At 51.5% G+C, this 26,884-nt stretch carries 28 protein-coding genes and 1 tRNA gene; 22 read left to right on the forward strand and 7 right to left on the reverse strand.

Annotated elements, in window-relative coordinates; translation table 11 throughout:
• Window positions 1–29: 29 nt before the first annotated feature.
• Entirely contained in the window at window positions 30–587 is a 558-nt protein-coding gene (locus tag ACFQ1T_RS02450; protein WP_379073715.1) for a hypothetical protein, read from the reverse strand.
• 279 nt (window positions 588–866) lie between these two features.
• Here ACFQ1T_RS02450 and lepA point away from each other — a divergent pair, with 279 nt between their 5' ends.
• Genes lepA through recO form a run of 6 tightly spaced genes read left to right on the forward strand, consistent with a single transcriptional unit; the run spans window position 867 to window position 6,308 of the window.
• Window positions 867–2,666: a translation elongation factor 4 gene (gene lepA, locus ACFQ1T_RS02455; protein ID WP_194749477.1), complete on the forward strand. Its 1,800-nt coding sequence runs from the start codon at window positions 867–869 to the stop codon at window positions 2,664–2,666.
• Between the two features lie 49 nt (window positions 2,667–2,715).
• Window positions 2,716–3,531 carry a signal peptidase I gene (lepB, locus tag ACFQ1T_RS02460; protein WP_194749478.1) on the forward strand — a complete coding sequence of 272 codons (816 nt, stop codon included), beginning with the start codon at window positions 2,716–2,718 and terminating at the stop codon, window positions 3,529–3,531.
• Window positions 3,532–3,578: 47 nt separating this feature from the next.
• A complete protein-coding gene (locus ACFQ1T_RS02465; protein WP_194749479.1) occupies window positions 3,579–3,932 on the forward strand; it encodes a DUF4845 domain-containing protein in 354 nt (117 codons plus the stop codon).
• A 22-nt stretch (window positions 3,933–3,954) separates the two neighbouring features.
• A complete protein-coding gene (rnc, locus tag ACFQ1T_RS02470; protein WP_275356765.1) occupies window positions 3,955–4,626 on the forward strand; it encodes a ribonuclease III in 672 nt (223 codons plus the stop codon).
• Entirely contained in the window at window positions 4,623–5,525 is a 903-nt protein-coding gene (era, locus tag ACFQ1T_RS02475) for a GTPase Era (RefSeq protein ID WP_379073718.1), read from the forward strand. The genes rnc and era overlap by 4 nt, the downstream gene beginning before the upstream one ends.
• Before the next feature lie 30 nt (window positions 5,526–5,555).
• A complete protein-coding gene (gene recO, locus ACFQ1T_RS02480; protein WP_379073720.1) occupies window positions 5,556–6,308 on the forward strand; it encodes a DNA repair protein RecO in 753 nt (250 codons plus the stop codon).
• A gap of 163 nt (window positions 6,309–6,471) precedes the next feature.
• Here recO and ACFQ1T_RS02485 read toward each other — a convergent pair whose 3' ends face one another.
• Both ACFQ1T_RS02485 and ACFQ1T_RS02490 read right to left on the reverse strand, forming a co-directional pair.
• Window positions 6,472–6,960 carry a PEP-CTERM sorting domain-containing protein gene (locus ACFQ1T_RS02485; RefSeq protein ID WP_379073722.1) on the reverse strand — a complete coding sequence of 163 codons (489 nt, stop codon included), beginning with the start codon at window positions 6,958–6,960 and terminating at the stop codon, window positions 6,472–6,474.
• 81 nt (window positions 6,961–7,041) lie between these two features.
• Window positions 7,042–8,691, reverse strand: a complete 1,650-nt coding sequence (locus tag ACFQ1T_RS02490; protein WP_228518932.1) for a hypothetical protein — start codon at window positions 8,689–8,691, stop codon at window positions 7,042–7,044.
• A 270-nt stretch (window positions 8,692–8,961) separates the two neighbouring features.
• Here ACFQ1T_RS02490 and pdxJ point away from each other — a divergent pair, with 270 nt between their 5' ends.
• The 10 genes from pdxJ to ACFQ1T_RS02540 all read left to right on the forward strand — a co-directional run bounded on the left by pdxJ (window position 8,962) and on the right by ACFQ1T_RS02540 (window position 18,428).
• Entirely contained in the window at window positions 8,962–9,690 is a 729-nt protein-coding gene (gene pdxJ, locus ACFQ1T_RS02495) for a pyridoxine 5'-phosphate synthase (protein ID WP_379073725.1), read from the forward strand.
• A 29-nt stretch (window positions 9,691–9,719) separates the two neighbouring features.
• The gene (gene acpS, locus ACFQ1T_RS02500) at window positions 9,720–10,100 is read left to right on the forward strand and encodes a holo-ACP synthase (protein ID WP_379073727.1); all 381 of its coding nucleotides are present in this window, start codon (window positions 9,720–9,722) and stop codon (window positions 10,098–10,100) included.
• A gap of 5 nt (window positions 10,101–10,105) precedes the next feature.
• The gene (locus ACFQ1T_RS02505; protein ID WP_379073729.1) at window positions 10,106–10,918 is read left to right on the forward strand and encodes a tRNA threonylcarbamoyladenosine dehydratase; all 813 of its coding nucleotides are present in this window, start codon (window positions 10,106–10,108) and stop codon (window positions 10,916–10,918) included.
• Between the two features lie 218 nt (window positions 10,919–11,136).
• Complete coding sequence (locus ACFQ1T_RS02510) at window positions 11,137–12,132, forward strand: class 1 fructose-bisphosphatase (RefSeq protein WP_379073731.1); 996 nt, start codon at window positions 11,137–11,139, stop codon at window positions 12,130–12,132.
• Window positions 12,133–12,145: 13 nt separating this feature from the next.
• Window positions 12,146–13,180 carry a class II fructose-bisphosphate aldolase gene (gene fba / locus ACFQ1T_RS02515; RefSeq protein ID WP_313987244.1) on the forward strand — a complete coding sequence of 345 codons (1,035 nt, stop codon included), beginning with the start codon at window positions 12,146–12,148 and terminating at the stop codon, window positions 13,178–13,180.
• A gap of 124 nt (window positions 13,181–13,304) precedes the next feature.
• Window positions 13,305–14,135: a triose-phosphate isomerase gene (gene tpiA / locus ACFQ1T_RS02520; RefSeq protein ID WP_275356770.1), complete on the forward strand. Its 831-nt coding sequence runs from the start codon at window positions 13,305–13,307 to the stop codon at window positions 14,133–14,135.
• Window positions 14,132–14,293 (forward strand): DUF2256 domain-containing protein, encoded by a 162-nt coding sequence (locus ACFQ1T_RS02525; protein ID WP_194749498.1) that lies wholly within the window; start codon window positions 14,132–14,134, stop codon window positions 14,291–14,293. The genes tpiA and ACFQ1T_RS02525 overlap by 4 nt, the downstream gene beginning before the upstream one ends.
• Window positions 14,290–15,834: a cryptochrome/photolyase family protein gene (locus ACFQ1T_RS02530; RefSeq protein WP_379073734.1), complete on the forward strand. Its 1,545-nt coding sequence runs from the start codon at window positions 14,290–14,292 to the stop codon at window positions 15,832–15,834. Before ACFQ1T_RS02525 ends, ACFQ1T_RS02530 begins: the two co-directional genes overlap by 4 nt.
• A gap of 80 nt (window positions 15,835–15,914) precedes the next feature.
• Window positions 15,915–17,954, forward strand: coding sequence for a polyphosphate kinase 1 (gene ppk1 / locus ACFQ1T_RS02535; protein WP_379073736.1), 2,040 nt, complete (start codon window positions 15,915–15,917; stop codon window positions 17,952–17,954).
• A 9-nt stretch (window positions 17,955–17,963) separates the two neighbouring features.
• Complete coding sequence (locus ACFQ1T_RS02540) at window positions 17,964–18,428, forward strand: SixA phosphatase family protein (protein WP_194749501.1); 465 nt, start codon at window positions 17,964–17,966, stop codon at window positions 18,426–18,428.
• A gap of 46 nt (window positions 18,429–18,474) precedes the next feature.
• Here the strand turns inward: ACFQ1T_RS02540 and ACFQ1T_RS02545 are convergent, their stop codons facing one another.
• Complete coding sequence (locus tag ACFQ1T_RS02545; protein ID WP_275356775.1) at window positions 18,475–18,960, reverse strand: hypothetical protein; 486 nt, start codon at window positions 18,958–18,960, stop codon at window positions 18,475–18,477.
• A gap of 143 nt (window positions 18,961–19,103) precedes the next feature.
• On the opposite strand from ACFQ1T_RS02545, the gene ACFQ1T_RS02550 reads away from it, so the two are divergent.
• Window positions 19,104–19,724 carry a ParA family protein gene (locus ACFQ1T_RS02550; RefSeq protein WP_194749503.1) on the forward strand — a complete coding sequence of 207 codons (621 nt, stop codon included), beginning with the start codon at window positions 19,104–19,106 and terminating at the stop codon, window positions 19,722–19,724.
• A 48-nt stretch (window positions 19,725–19,772) separates the two neighbouring features.
• Window positions 19,773–20,018: a hypothetical protein gene (locus ACFQ1T_RS02555; protein ID WP_194749504.1), complete on the forward strand. Its 246-nt coding sequence runs from the start codon at window positions 19,773–19,775 to the stop codon at window positions 20,016–20,018.
• Window positions 20,019–20,055: 37 nt separating this feature from the next.
• On the opposite strand, the gene ppx is transcribed toward ACFQ1T_RS02555, so the two are convergent.
• From ppx to ACFQ1T_RS02570, 3 genes are all read right to left on the reverse strand, one after another.
• On the reverse strand, window positions 20,056–21,534 hold the full coding sequence (ppx, locus tag ACFQ1T_RS02560) for an exopolyphosphatase (protein WP_194749505.1): 1,479 nt from the start codon (window positions 21,532–21,534) through the stop codon (window positions 20,056–20,058).
• A gap of 18 nt (window positions 21,535–21,552) precedes the next feature.
• Complete coding sequence (locus ACFQ1T_RS02565; protein ID WP_228518934.1) at window positions 21,553–21,828, reverse strand: hypothetical protein; 276 nt, start codon at window positions 21,826–21,828, stop codon at window positions 21,553–21,555.
• Window positions 21,829–22,194: 366 nt separating this feature from the next.
• On the reverse strand, window positions 22,195–22,827 hold the full coding sequence (locus ACFQ1T_RS02570; protein ID WP_194749506.1) for a diguanylate cyclase: 633 nt from the start codon (window positions 22,825–22,827) through the stop codon (window positions 22,195–22,197).
• Between the two features lie 268 nt (window positions 22,828–23,095).
• On the opposite strand from ACFQ1T_RS02570, the gene htpG reads away from it, so the two are divergent.
• The 4 genes from htpG (at window position 23,096) to ACFQ1T_RS02590 (ending at window position 26,761) form a co-directional block, all read left to right on the forward strand.
• A complete protein-coding gene (htpG, locus tag ACFQ1T_RS02575; RefSeq protein ID WP_194749507.1) occupies window positions 23,096–24,991 on the forward strand; it encodes a molecular chaperone HtpG in 1,896 nt (631 codons plus the stop codon).
• 516 nt (window positions 24,992–25,507) lie between these two features.
• Window positions 25,508–25,628: transfer RNA gene (locus tag ACFQ1T_RS02580), tRNA-Ser, on the forward strand.
• Window positions 25,598–25,957 carry a hypothetical protein gene (locus ACFQ1T_RS02585; protein ID WP_379073740.1) on the forward strand — a complete coding sequence of 120 codons (360 nt, stop codon included), beginning with the start codon at window positions 25,598–25,600 and terminating at the stop codon, window positions 25,955–25,957. Before ACFQ1T_RS02580 ends, ACFQ1T_RS02585 begins: the two co-directional genes overlap by 31 nt.
• 126 nt (window positions 25,958–26,083) lie before the next feature.
• Entirely contained in the window at window positions 26,084–26,761 is a 678-nt protein-coding gene (locus tag ACFQ1T_RS02590) for a hypothetical protein (RefSeq protein ID WP_379073742.1), read from the forward strand.
• Window positions 26,762–26,884: the final 123 nt, after the last annotated feature.

The following is a 26,884-nucleotide window of genomic DNA, read 5'->3' on the forward strand; positions in this document are numbered from 1 at the left end:
CTGTCTTTTTTGTTTTTGAGGTGGGGGATTTAGTAGGCGAGCATGGAAATAGTGTCACTGCTGAGTTTTAATTGATTCAACGCTTCAATCACACTGCGAATATTTTCATGGATGGCACCCTCGTTAGCAATTTTGATGCGAATAAAGCCAATCGCTGAGTCGCTAAACGTCGCAGTGTAGGGCGTAGAAATGATTTTTGAGTAAAGGACTTTTTGGGTTGCGCGTTCTGTGAGGGTGTACTCCACGGCAGCTGTCACTGTCATGTCCAGCCCGGCAACCGGTTGATCCAGGCTTAGTAATTTGGCGTCCAGTGTGTATTTGCTACTTTGTCCTGAGTTGCTCAGTAACATTGCATTACGCAAAGACTCCTCAAGTGCCAGCTTGAATCCATCATTGCCCACCTTGGAAACCCACAGGGGATTGGTCGATTTTCCGCCAGAGACTGATTGAATGGTGACGTTTTCTTTAAGTTGCGCATTAGGCAAAGAGCTGTGAGTCGCCGGTTTGACTGTCATTTTGTCAATGGCGGCGGGTGAGGCACAACCAGCCAAGAGTGCTGAAGTGAGTACAAGCACGACTTTGTACATAAGATTTACTCCCTGAAATATGTTTTTAGTGAATGCAGCGTCCCCATAAGCGTGGACGTTTGCAAACTTTAATGCAGAACGGTCAGGCGAGCATGCTGTTCGCATTAAAATGCGATTAATTGGGAAATTTTCCTGGGTTTGGCTGTGCGCTTTATAGGGCCGCCCGCACTTGCCGCAAACAAAATAAATCACTGATATTCATGCATTTGCTGTAAAATACGCACGATTTGAAAGGCGCTTCAAGCGCCTTTCTTGCTTGTAAATAACGCATAACAGAACATGAAAAATATTCGTAATTTTTCGATCATTGCCCACATTGACCACGGCAAATCCACCTTGGCTGACCGCATTATCCAGTTGTGCGGTGGCCTGGAAGCACGCGAGATGGAAGCGCAAGTGCTCGATAGCATGGATATCGAGCGTGAACGCGGCATTACGATCAAGGCACAAACAGCGGCGTTGCAATACAAAGCCAATAATGGCGAAACCTATTTCCTCAACCTGATTGATACCCCTGGGCACGTTGACTTTAGCTATGAAGTCAGCCGCTCCTTATCGGCCTGTGAAGGTGCATTGCTGGTGGTGGATGCTTCGCAAGGCGTCGAAGCGCAAAGTGTGGCTAACTGCTATACCGCGATTGATCTCGGCGTGGAAGTGACGCCCGTTCTGAACAAGATCGACTTGCCATCGGCAGACCCTGCGCGCGTGTCACAGGAAATTGAAGATGTGATTGGGGTGGATGCCACTGATGCGGTGCGTTGCTCAGCCAAAACCGGCGAAGGTGTGCGAGACGTGCTCGAAGAAGTGGTTGCCAAAGTGCCACCACCTAGAGGCGATGTGTCGGCTCCATTGAAAGCGCTGGTGATCGATGCCTGGTTTGATAACTATGTGGGTGTGGTCATGCTGGTGCGCGTGGTGGATGGTGTGTTGCGCGCCAAGGAAAAAATCCGCCTGATGGCCACCGGTGCCGAATACCTGTGTGAGCAGGTGGGGGTGTTTACGCCCAAGTCTCTGCAGCGCCAGCAACTGAGTGCGGGTGAGGTCGGCTTTATCATTGCCGGTATTAAAGAGCTGGCGGCGGCCAAAGTCGGCGATACGGTGACGCTTGCCGGGGCCGGGAAATCTGCCACTGAGCCACTGCCAGGCTTTAAAGAAGTCAAGCCACAAGTGTTTGCAGGGCTGTATCCAGTCGAATCCAACCAGTTTGAATCGTTGCGTACTGCGCTGGAAAAATTGAGCCTGAATGACTCCAGCTTGCAGTTCGAGCCAGAAAACTCCACTGCGCTGGGATTTGGTTTCCGTTGCGGATTCCTTGGTTTGTTACATATGGAAATCGTACAAGAGCGCCTGGAGCGTGAGTACGATATGGACCTGATTACGACCGCGCCGACCGTGATTTATGAGCTATTGCTCAAAAGCGGCGAGGTCATACAAATCGAAAACCCGTCACGATTGCCAGAGCCTTCACGCATTGAAGAAATCCGTGAGCCTATGATTGTGGTCAACCTGCTCATGCCGCAAGATTATGTAGGCCCGGTGATGACCTTGTGTAATAACAAGCGTGGTGTGCAGCGCAATATGCAATATATGGGCCGTCAGGTGATGTTGAGCTATGAAATGCCGCTGAATGAGGTGGTGCTCGATTTCTTTGATAAACTGAAGTCGGTTTCGCGTGGCTATGCCTCGATGGATTACGAGTTTCTCGAGTTCCGTGCGGCCGATCTGGTCAAGCTGGATATCATGGTGAACGGTGAGCGTGTGGATGCATTGAGCCTGATTGTGCACCGCGCCAACAGCATTTACCGTGGCCGCGAACTGGTTTCTAAAATGCGCGAGCTGATTCCACGGCAAATGTTTGATATTGCCATCCAGGCCTCTATCGGCGCCAATATTATTGCGCGTGAAACTGTGAAGGCCATGCGTAAAAACGTACTGGCTAAATGTTACGGCGGCGATATTACGCGTAAGCGCAAGTTGCTGGAAAAACAAAAAGAAGGTAAAAAGCGTATGAAGCAGGTGGGCAATGTGGAAATTCCACAAGAAGCCTTCCTGGCGATCTTGCGTGTAGAAGATAAATAATCACGATTCATCATCACCGCGCGTGATGGTGCTTACTCAGGAAACAAGCATGTATTTTGCAATTTTTATGTTGGTGATTTTGCTGGTGTCAGGGGTGATCTGGCTGCTGGATATCCTGGTGCTGCGCAAGCAGCGCCAAGCCGGGGCGCTCGGAGAGGTGCCTGATCCATGGTATGTGGAATACAGTAAAAGCTTTTTCCCGGTCATTCTGCTGGTATTTACCGTCCGCTCATTTATCGTCGAGCCATTCAAGATTCCTTCCGGCTCCATGATGCCGACGCTGTTGGCGGGTGACTATATTCTGGTCAACAAATTCACCTATGGCCTGCGTGTACCCATCCTCAATAATGTGTTTTACCCCATGGGGAAACCGCAGCGTGGGGATGTGTTTGTGTTTCATTATCCGCCAGACCCATCAATCGACTATATCAAGCGTGTGGTTGGTCTGCCCGGCGACAAGATTCAGTACCGTGACAAACAGCTGACTATTAACGGCAAGGTGATTAGCCTGGATTTTATCGCGCCTTACCAATATGCCTTGAGCGTCAACGACGAAAGCGGCAACGCCCGTGCGGTGGATGTCACCGCCTCACGCCTGAGCGAGCAATTGGGCGACGTCAAGCATGATGTACTGATTCATGACATCATGAACCAATATGGCCCAGGTAGTCTGGGTGACCGCTTCATGCAGGGCGAAACCATTACCGTGCCTGAAGGCGAATACTTTGCCATGGGCGATAACCGTGACAATAGTTCTGACAGCCGTGTCTGGGGCTTTGTTGCCGAAAAACATCTGGTGGGTAAAGCCTTCTTTATCTGGTTCAATTTTGACCAGTGGCGCCGTATCGGGCAACGTATCGGCTAATGCTGCGGTCAGCCGTGGCGAGACGTCTCTTTTTGAGGAAAGCATCTATGAAATACTCAAAGATTTCTGATCAACACGGGATCGGCTTTATCGGTTTTTTACTTGTACTGACGGCATTTGGCATTTTGGGCCTAGTCGCCTTGAAAGCCTTGCCTGCCTATATGGAGTATTTCTCGATTCAATCCACCATTAACCGGATTGCGCATGACCCGCTGTTGCAAAGCGAGCAGGACATGCGTACGGCGTTTGATCGTCAGATGCAGGTCGATAGTATTAAAGACGTTTCCAGCCGTGAGCTCGAAATCAGTGCAGGGGCGGTGGCCATGCGCTACCAGAAAAAGATCCCGCTCACTGAGACCATGTCTCTGTTGATTGATTTTGATGCTGCCAGCAAACCCTAGTGGCAAAAGGGATCGTCATTCAATGAGCGTACTGCCTGTCTTACAAACCAGAATTGGTTACCAATTTTCGCAACCTGACTTGTTGCAGCAGGCGCTGACGCACCGCAGCTTTTCGGCCACCAATAATGAGCGGCTGGAGTTTTTAGGCGATAGCGTTTTAAACTTTATTATTGCGCACCAGCTGTTCAATTTGTTTCCTGATATCCCAGAAGGCGATTTAAGCCGATTGCGGGCCAAGCTGGTCAAAGAATCCAGCCTGGCCGAGATTGCCATCAGCCTGCATTTGGGCGATGCGCTCAAGTTGGGCGAGGGCGAGTTGAAAAGTGCTGGTTGGCGTCGCCCTTCTATTCTGGCCGATGCGCTGGAGGCGATTGTCGGTGCTGTCTATCTGGATGGCGGGTTTGACGCTGCGCAGCAAGTGGTGGCGTTGTTGTATCGCGACAAGCTGCAGACCATAGATCCAACATCGATCGACAAGGATGCCAAATCGCAGTTGCAAGAATATCTGCAAAGCAAAAAAATGGATTTGCCTGAATATCAGGTGGTCTCTATCGAAGGCGAAGCACATGCACAAACGTTTACCGTGCAATGTGAAATTAAAAAACTCAAGTTGACGACCACAGGTGTGGGCACCAGCCGCCGCGTGGCTGAGCAACAAGCGGCCAAATTGGCCATGGACAAGATACAATCATGACAGAACAGACAACAGCCTCAGACCATTTCCGTTGCGGCACCATTGCCATCGTGGGCAGACCCAATGTGGGCAAATCGACCTTGCTCAACCATATTCTGGGCCTGAAGCTGGCGATTACTTCGCGCAAGGCGCAGACCACCCGTCACCGTCTGCTCGGGATTCATACCACTGAAGACACGCAGTTTCTGTTTGTCGATACCCCGGGTTTTCAGCAAAAGCATATTAACGCGCTCAATAAGTCGCTTAACAAGACCGTCACCCAGGTATTGACCGAAGTCGATGTAGTGCTGTTTGTGATCGAGCCGATGAAACTGGGCGAGGCCGATGAGCTGGTGCTTAAACTGCTGCCTAAGAACAAACCGGTATTGCTGGTGGTGAATAAAGCCGACCTCATGGGCGACAAAGGCAACTTGCTGCCCCTGATTCAGGACTTTGACTTGCTGTTTGACTTTGCGGGCATTATCCCGGTTAGTGCCAAAAAGAATCTTTATCTGGATGAGCTGTTAGCCGCGATTCGCGAGCATCTGCCCGAGCAAGCTGCCATGTATGCCGAAGATGAACTGACAGATAAAAACGAGCGCTTTCTGGCCGCCGAACTGGTCCGCGAAAAGGTGTTCCGCCTGTTGGGTGATGAAGTGCCTTACTCGGTGACGGTAGAAATTGAAAAATTTGAAACGGTGAAAAACCTGCGCCGCATTTTTGCCGCGATCATTGTCGATAAAGAAAGCCAGAAGCCCATGATCATTGGCAAGGGTGGCGAGAAATTAAAACAGATTTCAACCGAAGCGCGCCAGGACATGGAAAAGCTGTTTGGCTCCAAAGTCTATCTTGAAACCTGGGTCAAGGTAAAAGGTGGTTGGGCAGACGATGCGCGCGCGCTAAAAAGCCTGGGTTTCTAGCCTGGCAGGTTCTTATCTACTGGCATCCACATGGCAGTAAAACCTTCTGATTCAGGCAGCCACAAACAAAGCCTGCAACCGGTTTTCATTCTTCATACCTATCCCTTTAAAGAAACCAGCCTGGTCGTCGAAATGTTCAGTCGCGACCTGGGCCGCATTGCCGCCGTGGCTAAAGGCGCGCGCCGCCCGCTTTCAGCCATGCGCGGCATGCTGCAGTCTTTTCAGCAACTGGCTGGCACCTGGTCGGGTAAAAATGAACTCAAAACCCTGCATGACCTGGAGTGGATGACCGGCCTCACCTTGCTCAGGGGCGATGCGCTGATGTGCGGCTTTTACATGAACGAGCTGTTGCTGCGGCTGCTGCCGCGCGACGATGCCCATGTGCAGCTATTTGAATATTACGCACAAACCGTACAGATACTGTCGGCCTTGCCAATGCCGGTAGATGGCACGCAACTGGCCATGGTGATGCGCAAGTTTGAACTCAAAATGTTGCAAGAACTCGGCTACGCCGTTCCGCTCACCCATGATGAACATGGTGAAATCATCCATGCCGATAGCACCTACCGTTTTGAGGCAGATTATGGCGCCTGTGATCCGTCTGCCACTAAAAACGGCCTGCTGATTCTGGGTAATACGCTCTTACAAATGGCGCGTGGCGACTACAGCGATAGCACCACTCAAGCGCAAAGCAAGCAGTTGATGCGTTATTTATTACAGCATTATCTGGGTGAAAAGCCCTTGCATACCCGGCAATTGCTGGTGGACTTACAAGGCTTCTGAAGGTGGCCGTTGCTACGGTCTCACGTCCTGATAGCGAGGATATCTGGGGTTGCAAGGTGAGTGGCAGATCAGCACTCACCTTGCCTGAGCGAGCAGTCAGGAGTTGACTGCTCGCGCTTGATTCGGACGTGGCCTTGAAGTATCTCACAAGGCCACGCTGAAACTAACCGGCTTTTTGTTGGCGACGGGCCACTAAAACAAACACAGCCAGGCCAGCTAACAGCAGGGCGTTGGTGGCTGGCTCTGGAACCGCTGCCGTTTGCTGAATAAAGCTAATATAACCGGAGTTGTTGACCGTGGATAATCCCTGTGCGGTGAACTCAGAGAAATAGCTATTATCAGGATACAACGTCAGGATAAACGTCGACGCGCCGTTATTGGCTGCAAACGTAAAGCCCTGTTTGTCTATGCTAATGCTGGCATCGCTAGAGCGATAGCTGACGTTGTCCAAGGGGTCATTCAGGACAAAGTCCAGCACGCTGAAATGATAGTTTAATGAAAATGGCGCGCTGGTGGTCATGCTGCCAGAGAAGGTTGGGTCGCCATTCACATCATCGACCGCCACAATGTTGTAACGATAATCGGCCAGTGCTACACCGCTACCAGCAAAGGTGAGCGCCAGAAACACTACTAAATATTTAATCAATTGCATCACAAATCCTAAAAAAGTTAAATCAATCAAACGCCCGTCATGTGTCGATGAAGAGGCGCGTCTTGCGCCTCCTATTTCATCTTAACGAACGGAAACGAACACCGGGTTGGAGTAAAACCAGAGGCTGCTGTAGTTGCGGTCGTTAATCGCGTTGACACGACCATTGTTATCCACGCCGCCCTGATTGTTCAGTACCCAGGTTTTCTGGTCTGCCAGCGGTTCGCCGTTGTAGCTGAATCCAGGCGCATCCACCGCCAGATTGGTGCCGCGCAATCTGAAGTACTGGTTTTTGTTGGCGACCAGCTGCACAGTCACCGAGGCAAACCCATCTTTGCCTACTTTCCAGTCGGCTGCGGTGAATCGCTTCAGCACGCGTGTAGACGGGTTGGTGGCAACGTTGTAAGCCGCAGAGTCCGGGCTGGCTTTGGGCGTGACATCACCGACAATTAAGTCCACATGGTTGACCACAGGTTTCATGTTGGCGAGGGTGTTACCATCAACCGGCTTCAGGTAATTGTTAAGATCCGGGCTCTTGAAGCGGATGGTCAATTTGATTTTTTCACCCGCACCAACCTTGATTTCCTGGCCCATAAATGCGGTGCCAGACGAACCGACGACGCGGAAGTCCAGCGCATTGATCAAGTCACCAAACACGCCAAACATGCGGCCTTCACGCAGGCTGGCGATCAAGCCGGTGGCTGTGCCTTTGCCGCTTTCTGGCATCCACACGTAGTTCTTGGCATATTCGCCTGGATAGTAGCCGCTGCTGTTGCTGGCCGCATCAATCTTGAAGTGTGAGTCGGAGTCTGCGATGTTCCAAACGTGGCGACCTTCGCCTAACAGCGCATCCCATACGCCACCCACTTTGGCAACAACGGCGTCCACGCCGCCATAGGTGCGGTTAGGCAGGTTCGCGTCAATATAGGCAGAGGTATAGCCGCCACGGTCTGGTTCCATCTGGTTACCGACCATGCCTTCAATCATAAACACGATATCCGGGGCCAAGTCATTCATTTGACGAAAGTCCTTGATCGTATACTTGTTTGGATTGCGAGACGGGTGGTTGATGGTGGCAAAGCTGGTGGTCGGATAATGGGCTTTTAACCAGGCGATTGCTGATAATGCGTCTGCCCCGGTTTGGTTCGGGCGCACCGAACCGTTCCTGTTTTTCCAGGCCGCGACATCCTGCGGGTTAAACAACGATTCAGACAGGGTGGTAAACAGGTACTGGAATTCTTTGGCGCCATCGGTAGACGTCTCCAGCGTCGATTCATTCTGGAACATGACCACGTTGGCATGGTCGTGGGTAGGCATATCCCATTCTGCCGCCGAAAGTATCATCTTGTCTGCGTAAGTGCCGCCTGCCTGCATGTCTTTCACGTGCGGAATCTCAATCGACTCCATCGCATAGGCAAATGGCACGGGTTTGGCCAGCAAATTGCCGTTCTGATCATATTTGGAAGAGCGCAAATGATTGCTGAGAATCATCCAGTCCAGTTTGTAAGTGCCGAGCGCCTTGTCCAGCAAAAAGTCCAGGGTCTGCGTCGTGCGAGAGTCATCAGACTCCACGGTATGGGTATGCAGGTCACCTGCCATCCAGGAACCTTTACCTTCGGTAGGGGCAGGCATGGGCTTGACTTCCAGGCCAGAGACTAACGACACGGCACCGAATGACAGGCCCGCGACAGCGGCCACCATGGCCGTTGATTTAAATACTTTTGATTTATTCACAATTATCCCGCTTGATTAACATCCCCAGGCTGGGGCATGGTAGTGTTGAAAGTGTTTACTACGCGGGCATGATGGCGGACGCGGGTTAATCTTTGATGACGGCCGAGATATATTCGCGTGACAGCGGCCTAGGCATGCACTGTGGTTCCATTTGCTGGTGATCTACACAGACTGCTCCGCAGATTGATGGTTGATGGCAACGCTTAATGGTATGGTTTTACACTGTCAGCAGGTAAAATAGGGCTTTGTCCGTTCTCTTATCAGTTAACTATGTTAAAACTAGGCGTCAATATCGATCACGTGGCCACCATCCGTCAGGCGCGTGGCACCAAATACCCCAGCGTGGTGCAGGCTGCATTGCGTGCAGAACAATCCGGCGCTGACAGCATCACGCTACATTTGCGCGAGGATAGGCGCCACATGCAGGATGCGGATATTTTTGCCTTGCGGCCGTTACTGCAAACCAAAATGAACCTGGAATGTGCGGTGACCAGCGAGATGATTGATATCGCCATTCAGGTTAAACCACAGGATGTCTGCCTGGTGCCAGAGCGGCGTGAAGAACGCACGACGGAGGGCGGGCTGGATGTACTGACTCACTATGCCAAAGTCGAACACGCCGTTAAAAAACTGTCTGAGCAAGGTATCCGTGTCTCCTTGTTTATTGCACCCGATCTGGCGCAAATTGATGCCGCCGCCAAGATGGGCGCACCTGTGATTGAGTTGCATACCGGCACCTTTGCCGATGCGGAAACTGAAAAAGCGCAACTGGCCGAACTGGATAAAATTACCAGCGCGCTAAACCATGCCAAAGCCGCCGGCTTGGTGGTGAATGCCGGGCATGGCCTGCATTATCACAATGTGCATCATATTGCGCGCTTGCCAGGCTTTGAAGAGCTGAATATCGGCCACGCGATTGTGGCGCATGCCTTGTTTGTGGGCTGGGACCATGCGGTCAGTGAAATGAAATCTCTGATGAAAGAGTTTGCGCCCAGATAATCGGATGGCACTGTAACTGAGGAGTGGCGATGATTTATGGGATAGGCACGGATATTGTCGAGGTCGAGCGGATTCAGTCTTCGCTTGAGCAGTTTGGCGAGGCCTTTGCCAAGCGCATTCTGGCAGAGGTTGAGTGGCCGGATTATGAGGCTAGCCAGCTCAAAGCCCGCTTTCTGGCCAAGCGGTTTGCGGCGAAAGAAGCCTTTGCCAAAGCCATCGGTACCGGCATTCGCGGTGAAGTCAGCTTCCATAACATCGCGGTGACGCATGATGCCTTGGGGCGTCCCTTGCTCCAATTGTCCAGTGCCTTACAGGCTTTTCTCAAACAGCATCATATCCACCAGTCGCATATCAGCATCAGTGATGAGAAAAATCTTGCCCTGGCGTATGTGGTGCTGGAAACGAGCTAGGGGTAATGGATTTGGACTTGTCTGTCGATGTCGAGATGGCGCGCCGCTTTTCCGGCGTGCGCCGCTTGTATGGTGAGCCGGGCCTGGCGCGTTTGCAGCAATCGCATGTCATGGTGATCGGCATCGGTGGTGTTGGCTCCTGGGCCGCTGAGGCACTGGCGCGCAATGCGGTGGGCAAGCTCACGCTGGTAGACCTGGATAATATTGCCGAATCGAACATGAATCGCCAGATTCATGCACTGTCAGGCAATCTGGGCAAGGCCAAGGTCACGGCCATGCAGGAGCGGATTGCCGAAATTAATCCCGTATGTGTCGTGAACGAGATTGAGGATTTTGTGACGCCGGACAATCTCGCGCAAATGCTGGCCGGGCAACCAGACCTGATTGTGGACTGCATGGATGACACCAAAGCCAAAATTGCGCTGGCGGCTTATTGCAAACAACACAGCTTACCGCTGGTGATGGTGGGCAGCGCCGGGGGCAAGCTTGATGCGACGCGGTTGCGCCTGGCGGACCTCGCGCATGTGCAGGGTGACCGCATGCTGTCAAAAGTGCGTAATCAATTGCGCCGTGACCATGGCTTTCCCAAAGCCTCGGATCACAAAAAATCAAGCAAGTTTGGCCTCATGGCCGTGTATTCAGATGAGCCCGTGGAGCGCCCGCAAGAGGCTTGCGAGACGCCTCAAGCCGGCCTGACTGGCCTGAATTGTGCGGGCTATGGTTCCAGTATCTGCGTGACGGCGAGTGCGGGCTTTATTGCCGCGCAGCAGGCGATTCAACAGCTACTTTCTGCAGCAGCTTCCAATCTGCCACCTTAACTATTCCCCGCTGCGACAGCATGGCTGTCATCAATTGGGTTGAACATTGTCAGTGTGAGGGCGTCTACCAGATAGCAGGCATAAACATTGCATGCAATTCTTTATAGCCTGTGCGGGATAACTGCACTGGATTTCAGTGCGTCATCGCTCTTTTAATGACGGCTATCAATGTTACAGTGTGACATGGCCTAACAATATTCAACCTGAAGGTGATTGCCATGCAATTAGAGGTGTTCTTAGAAAAAGTCTCTGTAAATCACGGCCTGAATGTACTGGTCTCTCATTTGGCCCAGGCGGGCATTGAGATTGCGGCGCTGATCCGCCAAGGGGCGCTGCAGGGCGTGACTGAAAAAATGACCAGCACCAATGTGCAGGGCGAAACCCAGATGAAGCTGGATATCCGCAGCCATGAACTGGCGGTGGCGCAACTGCGCGCTTCTGCGGTGGTCGCTGGGGTCCTGTCAGAAGAAGAAGATCATCCGGTGCTGTTTGAGACGCTGGATGCACCATTTTTGGTCAGTATGGATCCGCTGGATGGCTCTTCTAACCTGGCGATTAACGGCGTGGTCGGCAGTATTTTTTCGGTGCTGCCGAATATTGGGGTCTCTACCCTCGGTGAGCAGGCCTTTTTACAACCTGGCCAGGACCAGCGTGCCGCAGCCTATCTCATGTATGGGCCGGCAACGTTGATGGTGCTGACGCTGGGGCAAGGCACCCATGTGTTTACGCTGGATCATGACAGCAATACCTTTATGTTGACCCAGCAAACGGTACAAATCGCCGAGGAGACCTCGGAATTTGCCATCAATGCCAGTAACCAGCGCTACTGGGCGCCTGCCATGCAGCGTTATATCAATGAATGCCTGCAAGGCGCCGATGGTCTGCGTGGTCGCGACTTCAATATGCGCTGGTGCGCCAGCATGGTCATGGATGTGCACCGGATTTTAACCCGGGGTGGCGTGTTTCTTTATCCGCACGACTGTAAGCAACCTGTCAGGGCCGGGCGGTTAAGATTACTTTATGAAGCAAACCCGATGAGCTTGCTGGTAAGTCAGGCCGGGGGCGAGAGCATAGACGGCAAGCAGCCGATTCTGGCTATCCAGCCGGATAGTTGTCATCAACGCGTGCCGGTACTGTTAGGCGCCAAACAGGAAATACAGCGCTTGCGCGAGTATCATTGGCAAGACAGTGATCATCCGCAAGCTACCGACTAAAGGAGTGTGACATATGGCATTAATTTCGCTCAGACAATTATTGGATCACGCAGCCGAACACAGTTATGGACTGCCCGCCTTCAATATCAACAATATGGAACAGATTCTCTCCATCATGAAGGCGGCAGATGAAGTGGATAGCCCGGTGATTTTACAGGCGTCTGCCGGTGCGCGCGGGTATGCGGGCGAGTCTTTTCTGCGCAAAATGGTGGAAGCAGCGATTGAGCAGTATCCGCATATTCCGGTGTGTATGCACCAGGACCATGGCGCTTCGCCCAAGGTCTGCCAGATGGCGATCCGTAGTGGTTTTTCCAGCGTGATGATGGATGGTTCGCTCAAAGAGGACGGCAAAACGCCGGCCAGTTATGAATACAACGTCGAGATGACCCGCCGAGTGGTTGAGTTTGCGCATGCGGTGGGTGTCTCGGTGGAAGGCGAGCTCGGGGTGTTGGGTTCGCTTGAAACCGGCATGGCTGGCGAGGAAGATGGCGTCGGCGCCGAAGGCAAGCTGGACGAGTCACAGCTGCTGACGGACCCCGATGAAGCGGCTGCCTTTGTCTCGGCCACCAAGGTCGATGCGCTGGCGATTGCCATTGGGACCAGCCATGGCGCCTATAAATTTACACGGCCGCCTTCAGCCGAAACCTTGTCGATTAAACGCATTCGCGAGATTCACGCCAAAATCCCCAATACGCATCTGGTGATGCATGGTTCCTCCAGCGTGCCACAGTCTTTACTGGAGCAGATCCGGCAATATGGTGGCAATATCAAGGAAACCTATGGCGTGCCGGTGTCTCAAATTGTCGAGGGCATTAAAAACGGGGTGCGCAAGGTCAATATTGATACCGATATCCGTCTGGCAATGACTGCGGCGATCCGCGCACATATGGCCGAGCATCCTGAAGAGTTCGATCCGCGCAAATACTTCAAGGAAGCGATTACCGCGGCGCAGCATTTGTGCAAAGAGCGGTTTGAGGCTTTTGGCAGTGCCGGTCAGGCCAGCAAAATCAAGGTGATTTCACTGGAGAAAATGGCGGCTATTTATTAACCGCCGGTGACACCGGGTTGAACGCATCATCAACGCAAGCAACAAGGTCAGTAAAAAGACAAGTAAAAACATAAGTTGAGCACATCAACAATCCGCACGAGGGGGCATGAATAAAGGAAACATCATGCGACAAAAATTAGTGGTTGGTAACTGGAAGCTACACGGTGGGTTGCTCGAAAACCAGGGCTTACTCAACCGTCTCAAGCAAGAACTGCACGATCTGCAGGGCATGGATGCGGCGGTCTGCCTGCCCTATGTCTACCTGTTTCAGGCGCAAGCCCTGTTGCAGGATTCGGCCATTGCCTGGGGCGCGCAAAATGTCAGCCAGTATACAGAGGGCGCATTTACCTCCTGTATTTCGGCCAAAATGGTCGCCGAGTTCGGTTGCACCTACACCATTATCGGGCATTCCGAGCGCCGTGCGCTCAAGCTGGAAAGCAATCAGGTTGCCACCAAGCGCATGCTCAATGCCCTGCATGCCGGGCTGACGCCGATTTTTTGTGTGGGTGAAACACTGGATGAGCGCGATGGCGATATGGCCGAGTTGATTGTGCGTAACCAGATGCTGAATGTGGTCTACGGCTTGGATGACGAAGCATTTGCGCTGGCCAAAAAATTCAATATGGTGATCGCCTATGAACCCGTGTGGGCGATCGGCACCGGCGAGCATGCCAGCCCGGATCAGGCGCAGCGGATGCATGCGTTTATCCGCATGATGATTGCCGAGCGTGATCGCGAATTTGCCGACCAAATCCGCATTGTGTATGGCGGCAGCATGACCCCGCAAAATGCCCACAGCTTGTTGAGCATGCCAGATATTGATGGCGGCTTGCTTGGGCGTGCGGCGCTGGTGGCGGAAGACTTTATCGAAATCTGCAAGATTGCCAGCCGCTGCTATCAGCAAAAAAAGGTATTTAAGGAACCATCGGACGCCATTCCAGTCTTTGAGGCATGATTTCAGACTTCAAAGGCAACAAGACACAGCTACCAAGCAAGCTTTGCCAGCAATGTGGCAAGCCCATGACCTGGCGCAAGGCCTGGGCCAAGAATTGGGAACAGGTCAAATATTGTTCTGAACGTTGTCGCCGCCAGCCTCGCACAACACCGTCATGAGGCATCTGGTGATTATTTTGGGTGACCAGCTGACACTGGATAACCCGGCCCTGCTGGATTTTGATCCTGCACAAGACCATATTGTAATGGCCGAGGTCAGACAAGAGTCTACCCATGTTTGGTCACACCGTCAGCGCATTACCCTGTTTCTTTCTGCCATGCGGCATTTTGCCGAGTGCTTGCGTGCGCAATCCTTTCCGCTGACCTATTTTGCGCTGGATGATCAGGCCCATCCCGATTTGCCAGCCGTTTGGCAAGCGATGGTGCAACAGCATCGGCCACTCGCCCTCAAAGTATGCGAGCCCGGTGACTGGCGCATCTGGCAGCAATTACAGGCCGTGGCTGATCAATCTGCCACGCCACTGCAGGTGCTGCAAGACACCCACTTTATGTGCAGCATCGACCAGTTCAAGCGCTGGGCGGATCACTACGGTGAAAAAAATACTTCTTTGCGCATGGAGTTTTTTTACCGCAGCATGCGTAAAAAATACCAGATTCTGATGGCGGGGGATGCGCCCGAGGGCGGCGACTGGAACTATGACCAGGACAATCGTCAGTCTTTGGGCAAGCAGGGGCCACAAGACCTGCGGCCGCCACCCACTTTTGCACCCGATGCTGTGACCCAGGCCGTGATGACCCTGGTCAATCAGACCTTTCATGATCATCCGGGAGCCTTGGATGACTTTCAATGGCCGGTCACCCGTGAGCAAGCACTCACCTTGCTGGCACATTTTGTTGCAGAAAAGCTGGCGCGGTTTGGCCCATATCAAGATGCGATGTGGCAAGCAGAGCCATACTTGTGGCATTCACTGCTGGCCTCGGCCTTAAACCTCAAATTGCTCAATCCGCGCGAAGTGATTGCTGCCGCTGAGCAGGCGTATCGGCAGGGGCAAGCGCCATTGGCCAGTGTGGAGGGATTTATCCGGCAGATTTTGGGCTGGCGCGAGTTTATCCGTGGCGTATATTGGCTGGAAATGCCCGCGCTGGAAAAGGCCAATTATTTTAACCATCAAGGGGCGCTGCCCGCCTGGTTCTGGACGGGGCAAACTGGCATGCATTGTTTAGCGCAGTGCATCGGGCAAACTTTGCAGCATGGTTACGCGCATCATATTCAGCGTCTGATGGTGCTCGGCTTGTTTGCCACGCTGGCAGAATTGTCCCCGCAACAGGTTTCGGACTGGTTTTTGGCGGTGTATGTTGATGCAGTGGCGTGGGTGGAGTTACCCAATGTCGCGGGTATGGCCCTGTTTGCCAACGGCGGCCGCTTTACCAGCAAGCCGTATGTGGCCAGTGGTGCATACATCCAGCGCATGAGCAATTATTGCCAGCACTGCAAATATGACCCTAAACAAAAAACGGGGGCGCAGGCTTGCCCGTTCACCACCTTGTATTGGGCATTTTTAATCAAGCATGAGGCATTGTTTGCACGCAATCCGCGGACCAGTTTGATGGTGAAACATGTGGCAAAACTTTCCGCGGCAGAAAAGAACGAGATCACCACGGCTGCCCGGTTGCGATTGCAACACATCGCGCAGCTATAAGCGGCTGGCGTGAATTAAGAAAGATGTAATTTCATAAAACTGTCACAATTGAAAGCATTGCAGCCGATACAATATCCGCCATGAAAAATAACACGCCCGCCCTGCTAGACAGAGACCAAAGTATCCTCAGTTTTAATGCCCGAGTGTTGTCTCTGGCTCAGCGAGAGGACTATCCCTTGCTGGAGCGTTTACGCTTTTTGTGTATCGTCACCAATAACCTTGACGAGTTTTTCGAAGTCCGCATGCCTTTGCAGATGGAGGCATATCAGCAAGGCGTGACCAGTGGCCCGGTCACTGCGTCGACCTGCGAGCAAGTAGCGACCATGGCGCATGCGCTGGTGGCCCAGCAATACCAGCTATTTAACGATGCGCTGATGCCGGCGCTGGCAAAAGAGCACGTACATCTGGTCTCGGGTGGGGTCAGGACCCCAGAGCAAACCACCTGGGTGTCCAATTACTTCAAGCGTGAAGTGTTGCCGTTCTTGATGCCAGTGTCGCTGGACCCTTCGCATCCTTTTCCGCAAGTGGCCAATAAATCGCTCAACTTTATTGTGCGCATTGCCGTCGATGGTGAAGAGAAAATCGCCATCGTACGTGCGCCGCGTGTGGTTCCGCGCCTGGTGCAATTGCCACCGTCTATCAGCAAGGGTGAACAGTGCTTTGTCTCATTGACCAGCATTATCCGCGCCAATCTGGAGGTTTTATTCCAAGGCGCCAGCATCCTGCATTTTTCCCAGTTCCGCGTCACCCGCAACAGTGACCTTGAGGTGGATGAAGATGATGTGATCAACTTGCGCACAGCGTTACGTGAAGAGCTGGCGCATCGGCAGTATGGTGAAGCGGTGCGACTTGAGGTGACACAAGAATGCGACGACACGCTGGCCGAGTTTTTACTCAAGCAATTTAACCTGCCGCCACTGGCGTTATACCGCGTGAATGGTCCGGTGAATCTGGGCCGCCTGATTCAGCTGCCAGACATGGCCAAAGGAGATCATCTCAAGTTTGTGCCATTCCAGCCGCACTGGCCGCAGCACATCAAAAAAAATGTTTCGCTGCTGACGCAAATGCGCGAAAAAGATTTGCTGATCCACCAGCCTTACGAGAGTTTCGAAGTGGTGATCCAGCTACTGGAAGAAGCGGTCAAGGATGAGCATGTACTGGCCATTCGCATGACCATTTACCGGACTGGGGCGGATCCACGCATGTTGCGCTTGCTGCAAGAGGCAGTGCGCCGTGGCAAGGAAGTGCTGGTGGTGGTTGAACTCAAGGCGCGTTTTGACGAAGAAGCCAACATCAACTGGGCAGAAGCATTGGAGTCGGTGGGCGCGCAGGTGGTGTATGGCGTGGTCGGCCTCAAAACACACGCCAAGATGCTGTTGATTATGCGCCGTGAGGGCAAGGTCATTCACCGCTATGGGCATCTTTCCACCGGCAACTACAACCCGAAAACCACACGTTTGTATACCGACTGGAGCATGTTGACCGCGGATGCCAATCTGACCAAGGAAATGGAAGCCGTCTTCCGTCACTTGACCAGCGAGCTGCCGATCCCGACCATGCGTCATCTGCTGGTGGCGCCCTTTACCCTGCAAAACAGCATGATCCGGCAGCTGGAAAAGGCGCAGCGCCTGGCCAGACTGGGCAAGCCCGCCAAGGTGATTGCTAAAATGAATGCGCTGACCGATGTCCCGCTGGTCAATGCACTCATGAAGGCCGCCAGTGCCGGCGTTGAGATTGATTTAATTGTGCGTGGGGCCTGCATCTTGCCGGTTGATGCGCCGTCGGTTAAAGGTCGCATCCGGGTCAGATCCATTGTCGGTCGACTGCTCGAGCATTCACGCGTGTTTTACTTTGAGCTGGATGGTCAGGTGCAGATGTGGTTGTCGAGCGCAGACTGGATGAGCCGCAACATGATCCGCCGCGTAGAATTGGCCTGGCCAATCAAAGACCCCGCCATGCAGCAACGCATTTACCGCGAAAGTCTGCAGCTTTACCTGCAAGATAATCTGGATGCCTGGCAACTGAGTGACAATGGGCAATATCAACAGGCCGCGCGGACTGAAGCTGCCGAGCCCCTGTCTTGCCAGCACCTGTTACTGCGCCAGTATCATTCTTTATAAAAGTGTGTGATGCCTGTTAAAAACCTGATTTTATGGCGACATGCAGAAGCAGAGGTGCTCATGCATGGGGCCTCTGACCTTGAGCGGCCGCTGACCGCCAAGGGACACAAACAAGCCAAGCAAATGTCCGCCTGGCTCAAAAAATACTTGCCCAAACAAACGTATGTGCTGGTGAGTCCTGCCGTGCGTACCCGTGAAACCGTGGATTACTGGGGAGAGGACTGGCAGGAAGATACACGTCTGGCGCCGGAAAGGCCGCTAGAGCCGCTACTGCAAATTCTGGCGCAAAGCCCGTTTGAATCGATGATGCTGGTTGGTCATCAGCCCTGGATAGGTGAACTGGTTGCGCATGCCTTGGGTTTGCCAGAAGGGCAGGTCAGTATCAAGAAGGGCGCGGTCTGGTGGCTGCGCTTGCCAAAATCGGGGCCGCCCTACAAATTGTATAGTGTGCAAAGCCCCGAGCTGATCAAGTAAGCGCGTAGTGGCCTGTCGCCACTGTATGCGCCGCGTGTGAACTAACTTATTTCTTTGGTCTGCCGGTTTTAATCACTGGAATGCTGGCCAGCGTGGCTTTCAACGCTGCATCATCCATGGCAGACAGCAGTTTCAGGCCAGCGCGTAACAATTCGCTTTTCTTGACAGGTTTATCCAGCGCTTCAAGGCGTTTTTTCAAAGTCGCGATTTGTGCGTACTCTTCTTTGGGCATGGTAAAGCTGTCACGTTCCATTTTGACCTTGTTGGTTTTTGGTTTGTCCTTGTCGGCCTTGTCTTTTTCAGGTGCCGTGGCGACTTTGTTCACGACCTTGATCGCTGGTGTGCCGCTCGCTTTTTTAGGCGCTGCAGCCGTTTTTAATACCGGTTTGGCTGCTGGCTTGGCTGCTACGGGTGCCACGGGTTTTGCAGCCGTTTTATTGGCAACAGGCGCCTTGGCGGTCGCAGCCGGTTTCGCTGGCGTCGTGGCCGGTTTGTTCTGGATCAAGGGTTTGTTATTTGGTTTGCTGGCCATGAGATTCTCCTGGTTGGGTTCAGTAAAAACAGTTTATACTGTTTTTGTTCAAAATCAATTGTCATAAAAATTTCATATTGATATGGTGTGATATCAGCTGGTTTTCATGACAAAATTCAACACCTTGAAACGGGGAGCGAAGCATGCGCAGGGTATTGGTGGCAAATACCAAAGGCGGCAGCGGTAAAACCACTTTAGCCACGAATCTTGCTGGCTATCTGGCGCAGCTGGGCCACAAGATTGTGCTCGAAGACATAGACCGGCAGCAATCAACCACAGATTGGCTTGCGCGTCGGCCCGCACATGTCGCCACTGTTTACAATGCCGATGATCTTGGCAAGTCCGCCCTGCAAAAGGCCGACTGGGTAATTACCGATTCCCCTGGTGGTTTGCGGGACAAAAAAATTTCTGATGCAGTGACTGAAGCCGACCTGGTATTGGTTCCCGTGGCGCCTTCTGCATTTGATATCGGGGCGACGCAAGACTTTTTGCAATTGCTGGCAGAAGAAAAAGCCGTGCGTAAACATAAAACATTTGTGGGTCTGGTTGGCATGCGGGTGATGCCGCGTACGCGCTCCGCAGAGCGTCTGTTGACCTTTATGGATGAGTCAGGCTTTTCTGTGCTGTCCATGCTGCGTTCTTCGCAGATTTATGTCACTGCCGCCGAAGAAGGCCTCAGTATTTTTGAATTGTCGAATACCTTGAAAGAGGTCGACATTGCACAGTGGAATCCGGTCACCGACTGGATTCTGCAAAACAGCTAAATCCGGTCTGTTTAAACAGCCGGATAGTAGACAATCAAAGGGAGTCCTATGAAAGACAAGGTCAATCCAGTGTATCTGGATAAAGTCAAACAATTACCTGCCGATGAGGCTGAGCGTATTCTGTCCCGCATGGGAGGTAAATTACCCAAACGCTTCATCAAGGAAAAACTGAGCCAGGAAGAAGCCCTGGCCTTACAGCTTGAAATTGAAGACGAGCAATTGCAAGAGTGGCGCGAAAAAATGGCCAAGCTCAAGGAAGAAGACGAGAAAAAAGAGAAAAAGAAAAAAGATTAAGTTTTGATCAAAAAAAACGGGCCTGGCGCCCGTTTTTTTACGTGTGTCGAATCTCTAATTGCCAGCCCAATTTTTGCCACAGCAGGCACTCTTCCTCCAGCAGGTAATGGGTCTGCGGATGCTGGTTTGCCCATTGCGTGGACAGCGCCAGAATAAACTGCTGTTTATGGCGTTCCAGCTGCAGGTGCTTGAGTGAGGGCATGCGGCGGGAATGGCAAAAGATTACGGCTAGACGCAATGCCATGAGCTGGCAAACCAAATCCTGATTGTCAAAGTCTGCATCCAGTTTGCGTAACTTGCCTTGATGGCCGAGCACCAGCAGGCTGATGGTATGCAGTTCACTTTGCGCAAAGCCCATCAATTCGGTGTTATCCAGAATATAGGCACCATGCTTGTTGCAATCGGTATGTGAAATCGCCCAGCCAATTTCATGGCACAGCGCCGCCCAATGTAGCAGCGGCTTCTGCGTATCACAGGCCAGCATGGCGTCGTAAAAATACAGCGCCATTTTGCTGACGTTGTTGGCATGCTCCATTTCAACACCAAATTGCTTGCACAATCTGGCAATCGAAGCAGTACGCAAATCTTCGGTGACATCTTCCGGGTTTAGCATGTCATAAAGCACGCCATGCCTTAACGCGCCGTTAGCCACCATCAGCGTGTCAATTTTCAAGGTATCAAATACTGCGGTCAGTACGGCCAGGCCGCCGCCAATCACTGCACGCCGGTCATCCTTGAGGCCTTCCATGTTCAGCCGGTCTGGCGATTTGGCTTTGATCAGCGTCTGCTTTAGCCACTCCAGCTGCGCGCGTTCAATGCGGTCAGCCGCGAAGCCTGCGCCTGCCAACACATCGGCGACCGCGCCCACCGTGCCCGAGGCACCATAGGCTACCTCTGCTTTTCCAACATAGCGGTTGGCAATCATGTCGATAATCGACTCGGCAGCAATTTCGGCGCGTTCAAAATTACGTTCGCTAAACTGGCCATCGGCAAAATATTTTTGTGACCAGCCCACTGAGCCCAGGCGCAAGGATTCCGTTACCGTGGCACGGAAGTGTTGACCCAAAATAAACTCGGTAGAGCGTCCGCCGATATCCACCACCAGCCGCTTTTCGTCCGATTGCGGCAACATGCGGCTGACGCCCTGATAAATCAGCCTGGCCTCTTCGACGCCAGAAATAATCTCAATGGGATAGCCCAGGACTTTTTGTGCCTGGCGGATAAAATCTTCGCTATTGGTTGCTTCACGCAGGGTTTGCGTCGCGACAGCGCGCACATGTTCTACCGGGAAATCTTTCAGACGCTCGCCAAAGCGGGCCAGGCATTTCAGGCCGCGCTCAAACGCCTGCGGTTTCAGATTTCGGTCTTCGTCCAGGTCACCGCCCTGGCGGACCGCCTCTTTCAAATAATCCACGCGCAGAATCTGGCCATCGACCACGCGCCCGATCTCGAGACGAAAACTGTTGGAGCCCAAATCTACAGCAGCGAGCTGGGTGTCATGATTAATATTTAGCATGCGTTAATACGGAGGTGATTACTTAAGATAGCGTTGTATGGCCTGTGGGTACTCTGGGAAATAGCGTTCAATCACGCTTAAATCAAAGCTTCTCAAAATGCTGGTGTTCGATTCCCGGTCAAGCAAAAACTGAAACGAGGCACTGACCAGTTCTGCCACCGTTTGGCTGGCATCGAGCAATGGCTGGGCATAATCTGGCTTGACATTCACTTGATGTGAGGTGGTTTGTGTCCCATGCACCGTGACAGAAAATGAATTGGGACTGGTCTCAGTCACCTCAATTGTTGCCATCATTGCCTCCCCAGACACATCGTTCAAACAGTATAAATTGTTATGTTGGCAGAGGCCAGTGAAAGTAATATGAAAAAATCAGCGATGACCAGCGCGCTGGCGTGCGCCTTTCGTAAAGGCGAGCAAATACAAGGCTCTGCCCGGTCATGACGGTGGTTCGCATTCTAAAAAGAATAAAAATTTAATCGCGATCCTGGATGTTTTGGTATTTTTTCTGCCGGACGTCATTACGTCCATGCCATAGCACTTAGCAATAAACGGGGTGGGCGGCACTGATTAAGGCCGACCAGCGGCAATGCACATTCACCGCCTGCCATGCTTTGGAGCACTTTAATCTTGCAGGCAAGCGGCGGAGACGCTCGCCTTTGCTTATTTCAACAAAATGATACGGTTGATCTGCCCCAATCGATACGCAGTCTTGCTCAATTTGCCCCCTTTCAGTGCAAGGGGCCGAATCGGGCAGGGCGGGATACGCCGTCCATCTTCGAGCAAGGTATCGTCCTCAGCCGTGGATTGCCAGACGCCGCCATTGACTGGCCGGAATTGCCAGCGGATATACCCAACTTTGGCACCGAGATGCAACATTTCGTCACGGTCTGGGGCATCGCTGACCAGCAGTTCGTCTTCCAGCACTTCATCATATTTACCAAACGCCTGTTTGCAGGCCAGCGCTTCTTGCTCGCTGGCGCCGACCCAGGTGCAAGCGCGGTGCTCTTCACGTTGCACGTCCCAGGCGCCCAGTTGCCAGGCCGCGTCCAGCACGGCTTCATCGACCACTTCCGGTTGCCGCCAGCGGTCATTGATTTGCAAGGCCGAGCCAGGCACTGGCTGCAGCGTCGGTTTAAGCATGGGCAGGGCGGGCGTCGGCTGTTTGCGAAAGCCATGCCAATGCAACATGAGCAACACCGGGGTATCTGCCCGCGGGACTGCGGTCAAGGTGACTGCATATAGCGGCAGTTTCATGACCTGCATTTGCTCGATTAACGTGTGAAAGAGATTCATACACTACGCTCCTTACCTGACATCAGAACAAAGAATGCTGCGTTACAAAATAACTAGCAAAAACTATGCAAATAAATCGGTTTTAATTGGCTGAATAACGCCTTGTTTATTGGCCTCAACGCCGCAATCCGGTTGCCAGTCATGGTTTTAAATGATGGTTTGTCATAGATCCCCGCCTGTTTCACAATCTCCCCTCTTGAAAAACGGTTTTTGCTTCCCCATCTAGGGTTAAATTTTGTGTTTAACCCTGTTTTTTGGAGGATCTGTCATGACAACTGCGACAGCAGAATCGCAATCCAAGCAGACCATGGGCTTTCAGGCCGAGGTCAAACAATTACTGCAATTGATGATTCATTCGCTCTACAGCAATAAAGAAATTGTGTTGCGCGAATTGATTTCCAACGCTTCTGACGCGGCTGACAAGTTGCGTTTTGAAGCCATCTCAAATGCTGCTTTGTATGAAAATGACAGCGAGTTAAATATTCGAGTTTCATTTGATAAAGCTGCCCGCACACTGACCATTTCTGATAATGGTATCGGCATGCGCCGTGAAGAAGTGATCAACAACATTGGTACCATTGCCAAATCCGGCACCAAAGAATTCTTCCAGAACCTGACCGGCGACCAAGCCAAAGATGCCAACCTGATTGGCCAGTTTGGTGTGGGTTTTTACTCCAGCTTTATCATTGCCGATAAAGTCACCCTGATTACCCGCCGCGCAGGCGAGACTGAAGCCGTCAAGTGGGAGTCGCACGGTGAAGGCGATTTCACCATTGAAGCGACTGAAAAAGCAGGCCGCGGCACCGATGTGATTTTGCATCTGCGCGAAGGCGAAGACGAATTCTTGAACGACTGGAAACTGAAAACCATCGTCCGCAAATACTCTGACCACATCACCCTGCCGATTGTGATGAAAAAATCAGAATGGAAAGACGGCGAACAAGTCCCCACCGATGAAGACGAAACCGTTAACAAAGCTTCTGCCTTGTGGGCACGCAGCAAAAACGACATTAGCGAAGAAGAGTACAACGAGTTTTACAAACACGTTTCTCACGACTTTGAAAATCCGCTCGCCTATACCCACAGCCGCGTAGAAGGCAAGCAAGAATACATCTCGCTGCTCTATGTGCCAGCCAAAGCGCCATTTGATTTATACGACCGCGATCGCCGCCAGGGCATCAAGCTGTATGTGAAGCGGGTGTTTATCATGGAAGATGCCGAAAAACTCATGCCGCAATACCTGCGTTTTGTGCGTGGCGTGATTGACTCAGCCGACCTGCCACTCAACGTCTCGCGCGAAATTTTGCAAGACAGCCGCGACGTAGAAGCCATTAAAAACGGCTCTGTTAAAAAAGTGCTGGGCCTGCTCGAAGACCTGGCTGAAAACAAACCCGAAGACTACGCCAAGTTCTGGGAACAGTTTGGCCGCGTGCTTAAAGAAGGCCCCGGCGAAGACTTTGCCAACAAAGACAAGATCGCCAGCCTGTTGCGTTTTGCCTCTACGCACACTGACAGCGAAACCCAAAACGTATCGCTCAAGGCCTACATTGAGCGCATGAAGCCCGAGCAAGAGGCCATTTACTACATCACAGCCGATACGTTTGCTGCGGCGAAGAACTCTCCACACCTGGAAATCTTCCGCAAAAAAGGCATTGAAGTGTTGTTGATGTCTGACAAGGTAGATGAGTGGTTGCTGGGTAGCCTGACCGAGTTTGAAGGCAAGAAACTGCAATCGATTGCCAAAGGGGACTTGGACCTCGGCAAGCTGGAAGATGAAGCCGACAAAGAAGCGCAAAAACAGGTTGAAGAACAAGCCAAAGATCTGGTCGAGCGCATTAAAACCGCGCTGGGCGAGAGCGTGAAAGAAGTGAAAGTCACACACCGCCTGACTGATTCCCCCGCTTGTTTGGTGGCTGGTGAGCATGACTTGTCCGGCAACCTTGCGCGTATCCTCAAAGCGGCTGGTCAAAAAGCGCCAGACAGCAAACCGATTCTAGAGATTAACCCGACCCACCGTCTGGTTGAAAAACTGAAAGCGGAAAGCGATGATGCGAAGTTTGCCGATTATGCGCATGTGCTGTTTGATCAGGCATTGCTGGCTGAAGGCGGGCAATTGGAAGATCCGGCTAGCTTTGTGAAGCGTATGAATAGCTTGATTTTGTAGTTGTTTGAATTGGTAGTCATGAGAAAGCCACCTAAGTCAGGTGGCTTTTTCATTTTGAGAAGGTTTAGGCCTGTCATACCCGCGAAAGCGGGTATCCATTCTTATTTTCGGCAGATCAAAAATTACAGGACTTCTACATTAACCACAAAAAATATGTTTTGCTGGTTTTTTTAACACTTATGGCATTATTTAAACCATCTAAACAAGTCAGATTCGATTGACGATTTTGCCGATTAAATTACGCCCTCTATTTTTAACCTAGGTATATGGTTTGATTAGTAAATTGAAGAAAGAATGCTAGTTTACATGTTGTCATTAGGACGGCTACTTAATAGTTAGCGCTACAGAATGATTGCAACTTGACCGGCTTGGAGGTACAGGTACACATTGAAGTGAGCGTTGCAATCTCGTTTGGGTTGGACATTTTCATTTGCGTTATTGGCGTAGTTTCAACAACCATGGAGGTAATCATGAAAAACTCATTCGCTGTTTCTAGTTTCATGGCATGTGTTTGGTGCGGAATTGCGTTCCTGCGGAGCCTGGTGTAAATTCCAACGCAAGCGACAGATCGCGAACATGAATTTGTGTAGCCTGCCAAGAGTGAACGTGGAAGGTTCGATTCCTTCACTCCGCACCAATCAACAGAAAGGGAACATGAGAGTGTTAAACAGACTTTGGAACGCATGGAAGAACCGAAAGAAATTCGCGTCTTATGCGGAAATGCCGACCGCATTTGTTGCTTTTTTTGCTCTCAGCGGCTTTCTCGTCTCCGGCTTCTACGGCTTTGTCCTGGCCAAGGTTGTTCCTGAATATTTGGAGGTTGCAAACAAAACACCGCTTGCTACTTGGGGGATCAAGGGCTGGCTCCTCACCGCAATTCTTGGAGCACTTGGCCTGACAACGTGGTTCTATGGTTCAATCGCAGTGCGTTGCAATACCATCCTCCGTGAGCGTCTGTTCAAGTAGCGCTAACTCGGCGTCAACTCGGACCTGGCGCGAAAAGCCGCGCAAGGCCGGTTACCTCTACGTTAGAACTCAAAGCGAAGAATGAAGATTCATAATTTAGTATCCGTTCTGGTAATGCTCTGTTCTATGTCAGTGTCATTTGCTAACGATGATATTCCAAAAGCTATTTATCCAAACATTTCTTTAACATCTTCAACGATTGAAGGTTTTACTCCAAGAGGATGGTATGTGGAGCATCAACAAAAAGGTGATTTAAATTCTGATGGTATAGACGATGTGGTTCTTGTTCTACACGAGAAAAATACTAAAAACATTCTAAAAAACGAAGGGCTAGGTGCTGAGGTTACGGATACAAACCCTAGAGTGCTTCTAGTTGCTGTTCGAGACAAAGTTTCAGATAAATATATAAAACTAGTTGAAAACCATACATTAATCCCCCGACATACAGATCCAATGCTTGAAGATCCTTTAACTGAAAATGCTATAAAAATATCTAAAGGCAATTTAATTATTCGCCTTGAGTATTTTGCAAATGCTGGGTCTTGGGAAATGTTTTCGGCAACGTTCACCTTTCGTAAAGAAGATCAATGCCTAAGGCTTATAGGCTATGATCGAGTAAATACGCATCGGGCTTCGGGGGAAACCAGTGACATTAGTATTAACTTTTTAACTAATAAAGCCAAGGTCTCTAGGGGTAGCATCGAAGATGAGAATTTAAGGCCAAAATGGCAATCAATAAAAAGCTCAAAAAAACACTGTATTCAAGATATTGGTAATGGATTAGAGTTTACTCCGCCATTATGAGGAGCCGTTCAAACCAATTATTCAACTAGGACTCTGGACTTGCCTTAGAAAAGTAGACACATCGACCTAACTTTTTAGGAGATGTTAAATGGCAAGAACAATCAAACGGATATACGCACGATA

Source organism: Methylophilus glucosoxydans (assembly GCF_042676145.1).
Classification (GTDB): Bacteria; Pseudomonadota; Gammaproteobacteria; order Burkholderiales; family Methylophilaceae; genus Methylophilus; species Methylophilus glucosoxydans.